The 12,984-nt window shown below is 69.6% G+C and carries 12 protein-coding genes and 1 tRNA gene; 3 read left to right on the forward strand and 10 right to left on the reverse strand.

The annotated features are described in order from the left end of the window. The first annotated feature begins 1 nt into the window (after window position 1). A complete protein-coding gene (locus ACWD35_RS33895; protein ID WP_451355183.1) occupies window positions 2–373 on the forward strand; it encodes a glyoxalase in 372 nt (123 codons plus the stop codon). 21 nt (window positions 374–394) lie between these two features. Here the strand turns inward: ACWD35_RS33895 and ACWD35_RS33900 are convergent, their stop codons facing one another. Both ACWD35_RS33900 and ACWD35_RS33905 read right to left on the reverse strand, forming a co-directional pair. Next, the gene (locus ACWD35_RS33900; protein WP_451355184.1) at window positions 395–1,072 is read right to left on the reverse strand and encodes a TetR/AcrR family transcriptional regulator; all 678 of its coding nucleotides are present in this window, start codon (window positions 1,070–1,072) and stop codon (window positions 395–397) included. Then, window positions 1,069–2,076: an acyl-CoA desaturase gene (locus ACWD35_RS33905; protein ID WP_451355185.1), complete on the reverse strand. Its 1,008-nt coding sequence runs from the start codon at window positions 2,074–2,076 to the stop codon at window positions 1,069–1,071. The genes ACWD35_RS33900 and ACWD35_RS33905 overlap by 4 nt, the downstream gene beginning before the upstream one ends. A 315-nt stretch (window positions 2,077–2,391) precedes the next feature. Here ACWD35_RS33905 and ppc point away from each other — a divergent pair, with 315 nt between their 5' ends. Beyond that, a complete protein-coding gene (gene ppc / locus ACWD35_RS33910) occupies window positions 2,392–5,136 on the forward strand; it encodes a phosphoenolpyruvate carboxylase (protein WP_451355186.1) in 2,745 nt (914 codons plus the stop codon). A gap of 71 nt (window positions 5,137–5,207) precedes the next feature. On the opposite strand, the gene ACWD35_RS33915 is transcribed toward ppc, so the two are convergent. The 7 genes from ACWD35_RS33915 to ACWD35_RS33945 form a co-directional block, all read right to left on the reverse strand. Further along, window positions 5,208–5,714 (reverse strand): hypothetical protein, encoded by a 507-nt coding sequence (locus tag ACWD35_RS33915; protein WP_451355187.1) that lies wholly within the window; start codon window positions 5,712–5,714, stop codon window positions 5,208–5,210. Between the two features lie 80 nt (window positions 5,715–5,794). Next, complete coding sequence (gene pth, locus ACWD35_RS33920) at window positions 5,795–6,397, reverse strand: aminoacyl-tRNA hydrolase (RefSeq protein ID WP_451355188.1); 603 nt, start codon at window positions 6,395–6,397, stop codon at window positions 5,795–5,797. A 90-nt stretch (window positions 6,398–6,487) separates the two neighbouring features. Beyond that, window positions 6,488–7,081, reverse strand: coding sequence for a 50S ribosomal protein L25/general stress protein Ctc (locus ACWD35_RS33925; RefSeq protein WP_451355189.1), 594 nt, complete (start codon window positions 7,079–7,081; stop codon window positions 6,488–6,490). Between the two features lie 209 nt (window positions 7,082–7,290). Then, window positions 7,291–8,271 (reverse strand): ribose-phosphate diphosphokinase, encoded by a 981-nt coding sequence (locus ACWD35_RS33930; protein ID WP_451355190.1) that lies wholly within the window; start codon window positions 8,269–8,271, stop codon window positions 7,291–7,293. Window positions 8,272–8,424: 153 nt separating this feature from the next. Continuing rightward, window positions 8,425–9,873: a bifunctional UDP-N-acetylglucosamine diphosphorylase/glucosamine-1-phosphate N-acetyltransferase GlmU gene (gene glmU / locus ACWD35_RS33935; RefSeq protein ID WP_451355191.1), complete on the reverse strand. Its 1,449-nt coding sequence runs from the start codon at window positions 9,871–9,873 to the stop codon at window positions 8,425–8,427. A gap of 124 nt (window positions 9,874–9,997) precedes the next feature. Then, window positions 9,998–10,068: transfer RNA gene (locus tag ACWD35_RS33940), tRNA-Gln, on the reverse strand. 6 nt (window positions 10,069–10,074) lie between these two features. Further along, entirely contained in the window at window positions 10,075–10,947 is an 873-nt protein-coding gene (locus ACWD35_RS33945; protein ID WP_451355192.1) for a terminase gpP N-terminus-related DNA-binding protein, read from the reverse strand. A 166-nt stretch (window positions 10,948–11,113) separates the two neighbouring features. Here ACWD35_RS33945 and ACWD35_RS33950 point away from each other — a divergent pair, with 166 nt between their 5' ends. Next, window positions 11,114–12,424, forward strand: a complete 1,311-nt coding sequence (locus ACWD35_RS33950) for a sensor histidine kinase (protein ID WP_451355193.1) — start codon at window positions 11,114–11,116, stop codon at window positions 12,422–12,424. Between the two features lie 15 nt (window positions 12,425–12,439). On the opposite strand, the gene ACWD35_RS33955 is transcribed toward ACWD35_RS33950, so the two are convergent. Next, the gene (locus tag ACWD35_RS33955; RefSeq protein ID WP_451355194.1) at window positions 12,440–12,937 is read right to left on the reverse strand and encodes an SUKH-3 domain-containing protein; all 498 of its coding nucleotides are present in this window, start codon (window positions 12,935–12,937) and stop codon (window positions 12,440–12,442) included. Window positions 12,938–12,984: the final 47 nt, after the last annotated feature.

Below are 12,984 nucleotides of genomic sequence, written 5' to 3' on the forward strand. Positions count from 1 at the left end.
CATGCTCGTCACGCTCGACCACGTGCAGTTGGCGGCCCCGCCGGGCTCGGAGGACAGCCTGCGGGCCTACTACGTGAACGTCCTCGGCATGACCGAGATCCCGAAGCCCCCGGCACTGGCGGCCCGCGGCGGCTGCTGGTTCGAGGCGGGCTTCGTCCAGCTCCACCTGGGCATCGAGCCCGCCTTCCGTCCGGCGAAGAAGGCCCACCCGGGCCTGCGCGTGCAGGACATCGAGACGTTCGCGACCCGCATCGCCGCGAGCGGGGCCCCGGTGACCTGGGACGACAACCTCCCGGGCCACCGGCGCTTCTACTCGCAGGACCCGGTGGGGAACCGGCTGGAGTTCCTGGAGCCGGTGGCTACGGCTTCCTGAAAGCGTCCAGCCTGATCCCGGCTAGCTCTTCCGGTGCCCTATCAGCCGCGGCTTCGGCTCCAGGCCGTCCAGGCCGTGCCAGGCCAGGTTCACCAGGTGGGCCGCCACCTCCGCCTTCTTCGGGCGGCGGACGTCCAGCCACCACTGGCCGGTCAGGGCGACCATGCCGACCAGGGCCTGGGCGTACAGGGGAGCCAGCTTCGGGTCGAAGCCGCGGGACTTGAACTCGCGGCCCAGGATGTCCTCCACCTGGGTGGCGATGTCGGAGATCAGGGAGGCGAAGGAGCCCGTCGACTGGGGGATCGGGGAGTCGCGGACCAGGATGCGGAAGCCGTCCGTGCACTCCTCGATGTAGTCCAGGAGGGCGAAGGCGGCCTGTTCGCACAGTTCGCGGGGGTGGCCGGCCGTGAGCGAGCTGGTCACCATGTCCAGCAGGCGGCGCATCTCGCGGTCCACCACCACCGCGTACAGCCCCTCCTTGCCGCCGAAGTGCTCGTACACCACCGGCTTGGAGACCCCGGCCTTCGCCGCGATCTCCTCCACCGACGTGCCCTCGAAGCCCTTCGCCGCGAAGAGGGTACGACCGATCTCCAGCAACTGCTGGCGCCGCTCGGCACCGGTCATTCGGGTCCGGCGGGTCCGCCGCTGCTTGTCATTGCCTGGATTGCTGCTGGAATCGGTCGCCACGGCTTCAATCATGCCGCCTTGGCCGTCTCCGTCCGGCGCCCGGAGCCGCCCTCACCGGTGTTACGGCGCGAATCGATACGCGAGCGTGACGGCCAGCGCACGTCGTACGCCCAGCCGAGCTGCTCGAACCAGCGGATGAACCGCGCCGAGGAGTCCAGCTGGCCGCGCATCACACCGTGCCGCGCCGAGGTCGGGTCGGCATGGTGCAGGTTGTGCCAGGACTCGCCACAGGACAGGACCGCCAGCCACCACACGTTGCCCGAGCGGTCCCGCGACTTGAACGGCCGCTTGCCCACCGCGTGGCAGATCGAGTTGATCGACCACGTCACATGGTGCAGCAGCGCCACCCGCACGAGTGAACCCCAGAAGAACGCGGTGAACGCGCCCCACCAGGACATCGTCACCAGCCCGCCGATCAGCGGAGGCAGCGCGAGCGACACGACGGTCCACATCACGAACTGGCGGGAGACCGCCCGGATCGCCGGGTCCTTGACCAGGTCCGGCGCGTACTTGTCCTGCGGGGTCTGCTCCTCGTCGAACATCCAGCCGATGTGCGCCCACCACAGGCCCTTCATCAGCGCCGGAATCGTCTCGCCGTAACGCCACGGAGAGTGCGGGTCGCCCTCCGCGTCGGAGAACTTGTGGTGCCTGCGGTGATCGGCCACCCAGCGCACCAGCGGGCCCTCGACCGCCATCGAACCCATGATCGCGAGCGCGATTCTCAGGGGCCGCTTGGCCTTGAACGAGCCATGGGTGAAGTAGCGGTGGAAACCGATCGTGATGCCGTGGCACCCGAGGTAGTAGAAGAACACCAGCAGGCCCAGGTCGAGCCAGCTCACCCCCCAGCCCCAGGCCAGCGGCACGGCCGCCACCAGCGCCAGGAACGGCACGACGATGAACAGCAGCAGCGCCAGCTGCTCGACCGAGCGCTTCTTCTCGCCGCCCAGCGTGGCGGAGCCGAGGGAGCCGTCGGTGGCCTTCGGAACGTCGTCGATCACATCGGAACTGGAGGTCATGCGCGTCCCCTGGGGGGTCGAGGGCAAAGGCTGGCGGGGTGCCGGGGCTGCCGGGACCGGACGGGAGTAAAGCAGTACTTCCTTACGGTTCCGTAACCTACGGCGTCGTAAGTATGGCAGCGTGTCCTCCGGCGGCAAGAGCCCAACGGCCTGCGCGTCCGCAGGGACACCTATCCTTGGAATCGGTCGGACAGCGCGGTCCGCTCTGTTTCCTTCCCGGACGCTCCGGCCGGTATGCGGCGCCTCCGCGCCGCACAGCCGACGGCTTCCGGGTTCCCTCCCAGACGAGCTTCAACACTGCAAGGAGCCGCACCTGTGAGCAGTGCCGACGACCAGACCACCACGACCAGCAGCGAGCTGCGCGCCGACATCCGGCGACTGGGTGACCTCCTCGGCGAGACCCTCGTCCGGCAGGAGGGCCCCGAGCTCCTTGAGCTGGTCGAGAAGGTCCGCCGCCTCACCCGGGAGGACGGTGAGGCCGCCGCCGAGCTGCTGCGCGGCACCGAACTGCAGACCGCCGCCCAGCTGGTCCGCGCCTTCTCCACCTACTTCCACCTGGCCAACGTCACCGAGCAGGTGCACCGCGGCCGGGAGCTGCGCGCCAGGCGCGCCGCCGAGGGCGGCCTGCTCGCCCGCACCGCCGACCGCCTGAAGGACGCCGACCCCGAGCACCTGAAGCAGAGTGTCGAGCACCTCAACGTTCGCCCGGTGTTCACGGCACACCCCACCGAGGCCGCGCGCCGGTCGGTCCTCAACAAGCTCCGGCGCATCGCCGAGCTGCTGGACACCCCCGTCCTCGACTCCGACCGCCGCCGCCACGACGTCCGCCTCGCCGAGAACATCGACCTGGTGTGGCAGACCGACGAGCTGCGCGTGGTGCGCCCCGAGCCCGCCGACGAGGCCCGCAACGCCATCTACTACCTGGACGAACTGCACGCCGACGCCGTCGGCGACGTCCTGGAGGACCTCACCGCGGAACTGGAGCGCGTCGGCGTCAAGCTCCCCGAGGCCACCCGCCCCCTCACCTTCGGCACCTGGATCGGCGGCGACCGCGACGGCAACCCCAACGTCACCCCCCAGGTCACCTGGGACGTCCTCATCCTCCAGCACGAGCACGGCATCAACGACGCCCTGGAGACGATCGACGGGCTGCGCGGACTGCTCTCCAATTCCATCCGCTACTCCGGCGCCACCGAGGAACTCCTCACCTCGCTGAAGACCGACCTCGAACGGCTGCCCGAGATCAGCCCCCGCTACAAGCGCCTCAACGCCGAGGAGCCCTACCGGCTCAAGGCCACCTGCATCCGGCAGAAGCTGGAGAACACCAAGCAGCGCCTCGCCAAGGGCACCCCCCACGAGGACGGCCGCGACTACCTCGGCACCAGCGAGCTGCTGGCCGACCTGCGGATCATCCAGGCCTCCCTGCGCGAGCACCGCGGCGGCCTCGTCGCCGACGGCCGCATCAACCGCACCATCCGCACCCTGGCCGCCTTCGGCCTCCAGCTCGCCACCATGGACGTACGCGAGCACGCCGACGCCCACCACCACGCCCTCGGCCAGCTCTTCGACCGGCTCGGCGAGGAGTCCTGGTGCTACGCCGACATGCCCCGCGAGTACCGCGCCAAGCTCCTCGCCAAGGAGCTGCGCTCCAGGAGGCCGCTGGCCCCGACCCCGGCACCCGTGGACGCGGCCGGCGCGAAGACCCTCGGCGTCTTCCAGACGGTCAAGAAGGCGCTGGAGGTGTTCGGCCCCGAGGTCATCGAGTCGTACATCATCTCCATGTGCCAGGGCGCCGACGACGTCTTCGCCGCCGCCGTCCTCGCCCGCGAGGCCGGCCTCGTCGACCTGCACGCCGGCTGGGCCAAGATCGGCATCGTCCCGCTGCTGGAGACCACCGACGAACTCAAGGCCGCCGACACCATCCTGGAGGACATGCTCTCCGACCCCTCCTACCGGCGCCTGGTCGCGCTGCGCGGAGACGTCCAGGAGGTCATGCTCGGCTACTCCGACTCCTCCAAGTTCGGCGGCATCACCACCAGCCAGTGGGAGATCCACCGCGCCCAGCGCCGGCTGCGTGACGTCGCCCACCGCTACGGCGTCCGCCTGCGCCTGTTCCACGGCCGCGGCGGCACCGTCGGCCGCGGCGGCGGCCCCTCCCACGACGCCATCCTCGCCCAGCCCTGGGGCACCCTGGAGGGCGAGATCAAGGTCACCGAGCAGGGCGAGGTCATCTCCGACAAGTACCTCATCCCGTCCCTGGCCCGGGAGAACCTCGAACTGACGGTCGCGGCAACCCTGCAGGCCTCCGCCCTGCACACCGCGCCCCGCCAGTCCGACGAGGCCCTCGCCCGCTGGGACGCCGCCATGGACGTCGTCTCCGACGCCGCCCACGACGCGTACCGCAAGCTGGTCGAGGACCCCGACCTGCCCGCCTACTTCTTCGCCTCCACCCCCGTGGACCAGCTCGCCGACCTCCACCTCGGCTCCCGGCCCTCCCGCCGCCCCGACTCCGGCGCCGGCCTGGACGGCCTGCGCGCCATCCCGTGGGTGTTCGGCTGGACCCAGTCCCGGCAGATCGTCCCCGGCTGGTACGGCGTCGGCTCCGGCCTCAAGGCCCTGCGCGAGGCGGGCCTGCGGCAAGAAGGGGACACCGTCCTGGCCGAGATGCACGGACAGTGGCACTTCTTCCGCAACTTCATCTCCAACGTCGAGATGACGCTGGCCAAGACGGACCTCAGGATCGCCCAGCACTACGTCGACACCCTCGTCCCCGACGAGCTCAAGCACGTCTTCGACACCATCAAGGCCGAACACGAGCTGACCGTCCGCGAAGTGCTGCGGGTGACGGGCGAGACCGAACTCCTCGACGCCCAGCCGGCGCTCCGCCAGACCTTCACCGTCCGCGACGCCTACCTGGACCCGATCTCCTACCTTCAGGTCACCCTGCTCAAGCGCCAGCGCGACGAGGCGGCCACGGGCACCGAGCCCGACCCGCTGCTCTCCCGCGCCCTGCTCCTCACGGTCAACGGCGTGGCGGCGGGCCTGCGCAACACCGGCTGACGGCCACACACGAAGAAGGGTGCCCCCGGGGTCCGTACGACCCCGGGGGCACCCTCACGTTCTGATCGCCGTCACTGGAGCGCCAGGTACGCCGCCGTCAGCAGCGCCGCCCCCGAACCGCCCAGCACCCACGCCACCCGCGTCAGCCGCATCCCGCCCGCGACCACCACGGCGGCCAGCAGCAGCGCCCCGCCGAGCGGTATCCAGGCGTACAGGATCCCCGCGGGACCGGACCGCACCGCGTCCCCGGTACCGGGCTTCAGGACGACGTCGTACGTCTGCCCCTTGCGCACCGCGACGGACTTCGCGATCCGCACGTCCGTCCGGACGCTCGCGCCCGCGGACGCCGGCGTGAACGGGCCCGTACACGTGCCGCCGTCGCACCGGGTGACCTTGATCGTGCCGCGCTCACGCCCCTTCGTCAGCATCACGTGCTGTGCGGTTCCCCAGGAGCTCCACACCCCGCCGATCAGGATCAGTGCGGCGACCGCACCCATCGAGGCGATCCGCCCGAACCGCAACGCGGTTCCGGAGACCTGGCGGACGGTGGTGGCTGTGGCAGGCATGGCCGGGATCATTGGCCATATGCCTACGGCCGGTCAACTCCGGTGGGAGCCATGAAGGGACAAGTCGGGAGTTGTACGCCAGGGGTTCCGCGTCAGGAGTTGTACGCGCTCTGCGCCCGCTCCAGCCCCTCGGTCACCAGGCACTCCACCGAGTCCGCCGCCCGGTCCACGAAGTAGTCCAGCTCCTTGCGCTCCGCCGAGGCGAAGTCCTTCAGCACGAAGTCCGCGACCTGCATCCGCCCCGGCGGCCGGCCGATCCCGAACCGCACCCGGTGGTAGTCCGCGCCCATCGCCTTCGTCATCGACTTGAGGCCGTTGTGCCCGTTGTCGCCGCCGCCCAGCTTCAGGCGCAGCGTGCCGTAGTCGATGTCCAGCTCGTCGTGGACCGCGACGATGTTCGCCACCGGCACCTTGTAGAAGTCGCGCAGCGCGTTCACCGGGCCGCCCGACAGGTTCATGTACGACATCGGCTTGGCGAGGATCACCCGGCGGTTCGCCGGCCCGACCGGACCGATCCGCCCCTCCAGCACCTGCGCCTGGGCCTTGCCCGCCCGCTTGAACTTCCCCCCGATCCGCTCCGCGAGCAGGTCCACCACCATGAAGCCGACGTTGTGCCGGTTCATGGCGTACTCCGGCCCGGGATTACCGAGCCCGACGATGAGCCAGGGGGCGTTGGCGGGGGTGGTCACGTCCATGTCTCCTTGATACGCCCTCAGGCGTCCTTGATATGCGCCAGCCGCTGCCCCCGAAGGGAACAGCGGCTGACCGAACGATGACTACGAGGCTCAGGCCTCGGCGGTCTCGCCCTCGGCGGCCTCGCCCGCGACGGCTTCCTCGGCCTGCGCCTGCAGGACCTGGAGAACGACCGCGTCCTCGTCGACGGCCAGCGTGACACCGGCCGGCAGGGTGATGTCCTTGGCGAGGACGGAGGCACCGGCCTCCAGGCCCTCGACGGAGACGGTGAGCGCCTCGGGGATGTGGGTCGCCTCGGCCTCGACCGGCAGCGCGTTCAGGACGTGCTCCAGCAGGTTGCCACCCGCGGCCAGCTCACCCTCGGCGTGGACCGGAATCTCGACCGTGACCTTCTCGCCGCGCTTGACCAGCAGCAGGTCGACGTGCTCCAGGAAGCCCTTCACCGCGTCGCGCTGCACGGCCTTCGGGATCGCCAGCTCGTTGGTCTTGCCGTCGATGTCCAGGGAGATCAGGACGTTCGGCGTACGCAGCGCCATCAGCAGGTCGTGGCCCGGCAGGGTCAGGTGCAGCGGGTCCGAGCCGTGGCCGTACAGAACAACGGGAACCTTGTTCTCACGGCGGATGCGGCGGGCGGCACCCTTGCCGAACTCGTTGCGGGTCTCGGCGGCGAGCTTCACCTCGGACATGATGATCACTCCTCGTAGATCTTGGAACGGACGTGGTCACCCGGCCACGAACGGCCTGCTACGAAGAGCGCGTCGATAACGGACCGCCGTACCTCGTCGGAACAACGAGTACGGCCTCCCTCGCCGAGCAACTTCAGCAGTCTACTCGGAGGGGGAGGCCGCACTCAAAAGGATCTACGGCCGGCCCGCGCGCGGGAGCCGCAGAAACCTCACTGCTCGTCGAAGAGGCTGGTCACCGAGCCGTCCTCGAACACCTCACGCACCGCGCTCGCGATCATCGGAGCGATCGACAGCACCGTGATCTTGTCCAGATCCCGGCCCAGCTCCGACGGCGTCGGCAGCGTGTTCGTGAACACGAACTCGCTCACCCGGGAGTTCTTCAGCCGGTCCGCGGCCGGACCGGAGAGCACGCCGTGCGTGGCGGTCACGATGACGTCCTCGGCGCCGTGCGCGAACAGCGCGTCCGCAGCGGCGCAGATCGTGCCACCCGTGTCGATCATGTCGTCGACCAGCACACACACGCGACCCTTGACCTCACCCACGACCTCGTGGACGGTCACCTGGTTCGCCACGTCCTTGTCCCGGCGCTTGTGCACGATCGCCAGCGGCGCACCGAGCCGGTCACACCAACGGTCCGCCACCCGCACCCGGCCCGCGTCCGGCGACACGACCGTCAGCTTGTCGCGGTCGACCTTGTCACCCACGTAGTCCGCGAGGAGCGGAAGCGCGAACAGGTGGTCGACGGGACCGTCGAAGAAGCCCTGGATCTGGTCCGTGTGCAGGTCGACAGTGAGAATTCGGTCCGCACCCGCCGTCTTCATCAGGTCTGCGATCAGACGCGCCGAAATCGGTTCACGGCCACGGTGCTTCTTGTCCTGCCGCGCGTAACCGTAGAACGGCACGATGACCGTGATGGAGCGCGCCGACGCACGCTTCAGCGCGTCGATCATGATCAGCTGCTCCATGATCCACTGGTTGATCGGAGCCGTGTGGCTCTGGATCACGAAGCAGTCCGCACCACGCGCCGACTCCTGGTAGCGGACGTAGATCTCACCGTTGGCGAAGTCGAAGGCCTTCGTCGGGACGACCCCGACACCCAGCTGGTGGGCGACCTCCTCGGCAAGCTCGGGGTGGGCGCGGCCGGAGAAGAACATCAACTTCTTCTCGCCGGTCGTCTTGATCCCGGTCACAGCACTGTCTCCTCAGAGGTGTGTCAGCCAGCCGGCCGCTCGGCGACCTCTCGGCTGGGCGTGAAAGGCCGAATCAGCTGGTAGGGGTGCGGGGTGCACGCGTGCGGATGTGCACTTATCACGGTACGCCGTGTTTGGCGCACCTGTTTCCGGTCAGTCCTCGGCCTCGCCCTGCCGGGACGCCACCTCGGCCGCCTTCGCAGCCGCGCTCCCAGGACGCTTACGGGCCACCCAACCCTCGATATTCCGCTGCTGACCACGGGCCACGGCCAGCGAACCGGGCGGCACGTCCTTCGTGATCACGGACCCGGCGGCGGTGTAGGCACCGTCCCCGACCGTGACAGGAGCCACAAACATGTTGTCCGACCCCGTACGGCAGTGCGACCCCACGGTCGTGTGGTGCTTGTCCTGACCGTCGTAGTTCACGAACACGCTCGCGGCCCCGATGTTCGTGTACTCACCGATCGTCGCGTCACCGACGTACGACAGATGCGGAACCTTCGTGCCCTCGCCGATCGAGGCGTTCTTCGTCTCGACGTACGTACCGACCTTCGAGTTCAGGCCGAGCCGCGTACCCGGACGCAGATACGCGTACGGCCCCACGCTCGCCCGCGGCCCGACCAGCGCCCCGTCGGACACGGTGTTGTCCACCCGCGCCCCGGCACCGACCACGGTGTCCTTCAGCCGGCAGTTCGGCCCGACCTCCGCGCCCTCACCGAGGTGCGTCGAGCCCGTCAGCTGCGTGCCCGGGTGCACGATCGCGTCCTGCTCGAACGTCACGGTCACGTCCACCCAGGTGGTGGCCGGGTCGACGACGGTCACACCGCCGAGCATCGCGCGCGTCAGCAGCCGGTCGTTGAGGATCCGCCGGGCCTCGGCGAGCTGCACGCGGTTGTTGATCCCGGCGATCTCCCGGTGGTCACCGGCGACCGAGGCGCCGACCCGGTGCCCGGCCTCGCGCAGGATCCCGAGCACGTCCGTCAGGTACTCCTCGCCCTGGCTGTTGTCCGTCCGCACCTTCTTCAGGGCGTCCGCGAGCAGCTGCCCGTCGAAGGCGAAGACACCGCTGTTGATCTCCCGGATCGCCCGCTGGGCGTCCGTGGCGTCCTTGTGCTCCACGATCGCGGTGACGGCACCCGTCATGTCGTCGCGCACGATCCGGCCGTACCCGGTCGCGTCCGGGACCTCGGCGGTCAGCACGGTCACGGCGTTGCCGTCGGCCTGGTGGGTGGCGGCGAGCTGCGTCAGGGTGTCGCCGGTGAGCAGCGGGGTGTCCCCGCACACGACCACGACGGTCCCGGTGACGGCTCCGCCCAGCTCTTCCAGACCCATCCGCACGGCGTGCCCGGTCCCGTTCTGCTGCGCCTGCACGGCGGTGCGCACGGCGGGGTCGACCTCGCCCAGGTGCGCGGTGACCTGCTCGCGGGCGTGACCGACCACGACGACCAGGTTCTCGGGGTCCAACTCACGCGCGGCGGCGAGCACATGGCCCACCAGGGAACGGCCGCAGATCTGGTGCAGGACCTTCGGTGTGGCCGACTTCATACGGGTGCCCTCACCCGCTGCGAGAACGACGACGGCTGCCGGGCGAATGGCGCTCACGGGGTTGCCCTTCGGCTCTGGATGGGTGGGGGTGACAGCCGCAGGATACCGGGGCGTTTCGTGAAGGACATGAGAGCGGGCCCTGACGGTGCTGTCACCGGTCAGGACCCGAACTAAGGATGTGCTCCCGGGAGAGGATTCGAACCCCTATAAGTGGTACCAAAAACCACCGTCTTGCCCTTAGACGACCCGGGATTACCGCTATGTCCGATTTCGTAGATCGGATGCGGTGGCAGCCCCTACTATGCCGTACCAAGCACCTTCGATGCGACGGTACAAATCGGCTCCTTGTCGCACCTTGATGCCGAGGCACCCTCGATACATCTCTCCCGTGTTCTTGCGCACGGTCGTTGGGTTGTGCTTCTTCAGAACCGTCTTGCCCAGGTCTGACTTGTCGACGCCGATAAGGTCGGCCCAGTAGTGCTCGGCGGCCACGACGTCAGCGGAGTCGTGGATCATGACGCGGCAGTACAGTCGATCGCGCCCCACTTCGAGAAGATCCAGCCAGGTGAGGAAGACAGCGATCACTCCGGGATCGCTGTTGACGAACTCCACGCCCTCCCGGCGGGCGTGCGGCTTGTCCTTGGTGCCCTCGGCCCAGTAAAGAGCGACGCCCGTGAGGAAGAGTTCCCGATCCGACAAGGCGCCGACGGCTGCCGCTGCCGCCTGCTTTGTTGCCTCGCGCTCTTGGTCGCGAGAGGCGTACAACCGCGCGAGCCCGGCATTCATCCGCTCTCGTTGCTCCTCTGGCGTGCACTTCGGGGTCGGATGTGGAAGATCCCGCACCCACAGTGAGACTGAACTCTTCGAGCAGCCCAGCTCCGCTTGGATCTGGTTGTAAGTCCACCCCTGGAGCCGCAGCTCCCGTGCCCTCTCCCGCAGGTCGTCCTTGGCCCTCGGTCGCTTCGTCCACTCCGGCGGCGGTTCCCCCTTCACCAGCTGGTTGAGGATGTCGTTGTCGAAGATCTTCAGCTCGTCCCGGATCTGCCGAAGGCTGAGCCCCGCCCGCCGCAACGCGACCGCTCGCTCCCGTAACCCCTCGAAGTCCGTGCACTTGCCTTGTGGATGTGCCATGGGCATACCGTCCAGCCGGAATGGCTGCTTCCGGTATCGAACGGGCGTGGTTCAGCAGTTCGAGTGATAGTGGTGGTTTTCGCTGCTGTTCGATTACGGAGTGTGGTGTAGGCCAATAGCCAAAAGTCACCGGAAAAGCGCACCCCACCGCCCGTAGGCTGGACGCATGACCACGACGGGGGAAGACCACGCCAGGGCCAGGACGGGGCCGTGGTGGTGGGCGAGGTGGCGCAGTGCGGTGCTCGACGGGGGCCTCGCGCTGGTGTCGGCCGTGGAGTGCGGCGCCGAGGGGATTCCGTTCGCCCGGGATGCGGGTATCCCGGTGTCGGCGGGCATCGTGTTCGGGGTGCTCAGCGGTTCGGCCCTGCTGCTGCGGCGCAAGTGGCCGATCGCCGTCGTGCTGGTCGCCATCGCGATCACGCCGGCCCAGATGGGCTTCCTGATGGGCATCGTCGGCCTGTACACGCTGGCCGCGGCGGAGCTGCCGCGGCGGATCATCGGCTCGCTTGCGGGGATGTCGCTGCTGGCCACGCTGATCGTGACGTTCGTGCGGGTGCGGCAGGACATGGCGCGGGGGGATCTCACCCTCGGTAACTGGTTCGTGCCGTTCGCCTCGATCACGACGGCGATCGGCCTGACCGCGCCTCCGGTGCTGCTGGGCCTGTACGTGGGCGCTCGGCGGCGCCTGATGGAGAGCCTGCGGGAGCGTGCCGACAGTCTGGAGCGGGAGCTTCAGCTGCTCGCGGAGCGGGCGGAGGAGCGCGCCGAGTGGGCGCGTGGCGAGGAGCGGACGCGCATCGCGCGGGAGATGCACGACGTGGTCGCGCACCGGGTGAGCCTGATGGTGGTGCACGCCGCCGCGTTGCAGGCGGTCGCGCGCAAGGATCCGGAGAAGGCCGTGAAGAACGCGGCGCTCGTGGGGGAGATGGGCCGGCAGGCGCTCACCGAGCTGCGGGAGATGCTCGGGGTGCTGCGGGCGGGGGACGACGTGGAGCGGTCGTCGTCTTCGGTGCCGTTGGCGGCGGTGGGGGCGGCTGCCGCGGAGGCGGCGTCCCGGGCGGTCGACGAGGACGGTGCCGTGGACGGGCCGTGTCTGGAGGAGCTGGAGGAGCTGGTCGGGCAGTCGGCCGCGGCCGGGATGGTCGTGGACCTGTCGGTCGAGGGGGAGGTGCGGTCGTATGCGGCGCAGATCGAGCAGACGGCGTACCGGGTGGTGCAGGAGGCGTTGACGAACGTCCACAAGCACGCGTCGGGTGCGAAGACGCGTGTGCGGCTGGCGCACCGGGTGTCGGAGCTCGCGATGCAGGTGGAGAACGGGCCGCCTCCGGAGCCGGCGTCGGCGTCGGCGGGGCTGCCGTCGGGCGGCAACGGCCTGGTGGGGATGCGGGAGCGGGTTCTCGGGCTGGGCGGTGTGTTCGTGTCGGGGCCGACGGATGCCGGGGGGTTCCGGGTGTCGGCGGTGATTCCGGCGGCGTAGGGCTGTGTTTTGTCGTCAGCCTGCCGTCAGGCGTGCCGGGGCTATGCCCCCGACGAGGGTGGCCAGGGCCTGGCCGATGTCGGGGCCGACGTACCAGTCGCCGGTGTGGTCGAGGGCGTAGACCCGGCCCTCGGTGTCGATGGCGAGCAGGGCGCCGGTGTCGGTCTCCTGGCCGAGGGGGCACAGTTCGGTGCCGAGGGCGCGGCCGAGGTCGCCGAGGGTGCGGGCGAGGTGGAGGCCGTGCAGGGGGTCGAGGTCCAGGGGTGCGGGGGCGACCTGGCGGCCGGGGCCGGTGGGGGTGACGCGGAGGCCGCCGAACTCGGCCCAGGCCTCGACGGCGGCGGGGAAGACGGTGTGGGTGTGCCCGGCGGGTGAGGTGTGGGCGCGCAGTGCGTCGGCCCAGACCTCGGCCTGTTTTATGTCCCAGCGTCCGGGTTGCCAGCCGGCGGCGCGCAGGGCGCCGTCGACGAGTACGGGGAAGCGGGAGGGGGAGCTGGCGCGGTCGGGGTGCATCTGCCCTTCGTTCGGTCGTGTCGTGCGTGCGTTCTGAAACGCCGTGC

Source organism: Streptomyces sp. NPDC002671 (genome assembly GCF_053592475.1).

What these genes read in the sequence shown, in the direction of transcription:
- ACWD35_RS33895 (WP_451355183.1), top strand. Translation starts at nt 2, where the DNA reads ATGCTCGTCACGCTCGACCACGTGCAGTTGGCGGCCCCGCCGGGCTCG.
- ACWD35_RS33900 (WP_451355184.1), bottom strand. Translation starts at nt 1,072, where the DNA reads ATGATTGAAGCCGTGGCGACCGATTCCAGCAGCAATCCAGGCAATGAC.
- ACWD35_RS33905 (WP_451355185.1), bottom strand. Translation starts at nt 2,076, where the DNA reads ATGACCTCCAGTTCCGATGTGATCGACGACGTTCCGAAGGCCACCGAC.
- ACWD35_RS33915 (WP_451355187.1), bottom strand. Translation starts at nt 5,714, where the DNA reads ATGATCCCGGCCATGCCTGCCACAGCCACCACCGTCCGCCAGGTCTCC.
- pth (WP_451355188.1), bottom strand. Translation starts at nt 6,397, where the DNA reads ATGGACGTGACCACCCCCGCCAACGCCCCCTGGCTCATCGTCGGGCTC.
- ACWD35_RS33925 (WP_451355189.1), bottom strand. Translation starts at nt 7,081, where the DNA reads ATGTCCGAGGTGAAGCTCGCCGCCGAGACCCGCAACGAGTTCGGCAAG.
- ACWD35_RS33945 (WP_451355192.1), bottom strand. Translation starts at nt 10,947, where the DNA reads ATGGCACATCCACAAGGCAAGTGCACGGACTTCGAGGGGTTACGGGAG.
- ACWD35_RS33950 (WP_451355193.1), top strand. Translation starts at nt 11,114, where the DNA reads ATGACCACGACGGGGGAAGACCACGCCAGGGCCAGGACGGGGCCGTGG.
- ACWD35_RS33955 (WP_451355194.1), bottom strand. Translation starts at nt 12,937, where the DNA reads ATGCACCCCGACCGCGCCAGCTCCCCCTCCCGCTTCCCCGTACTCGTC.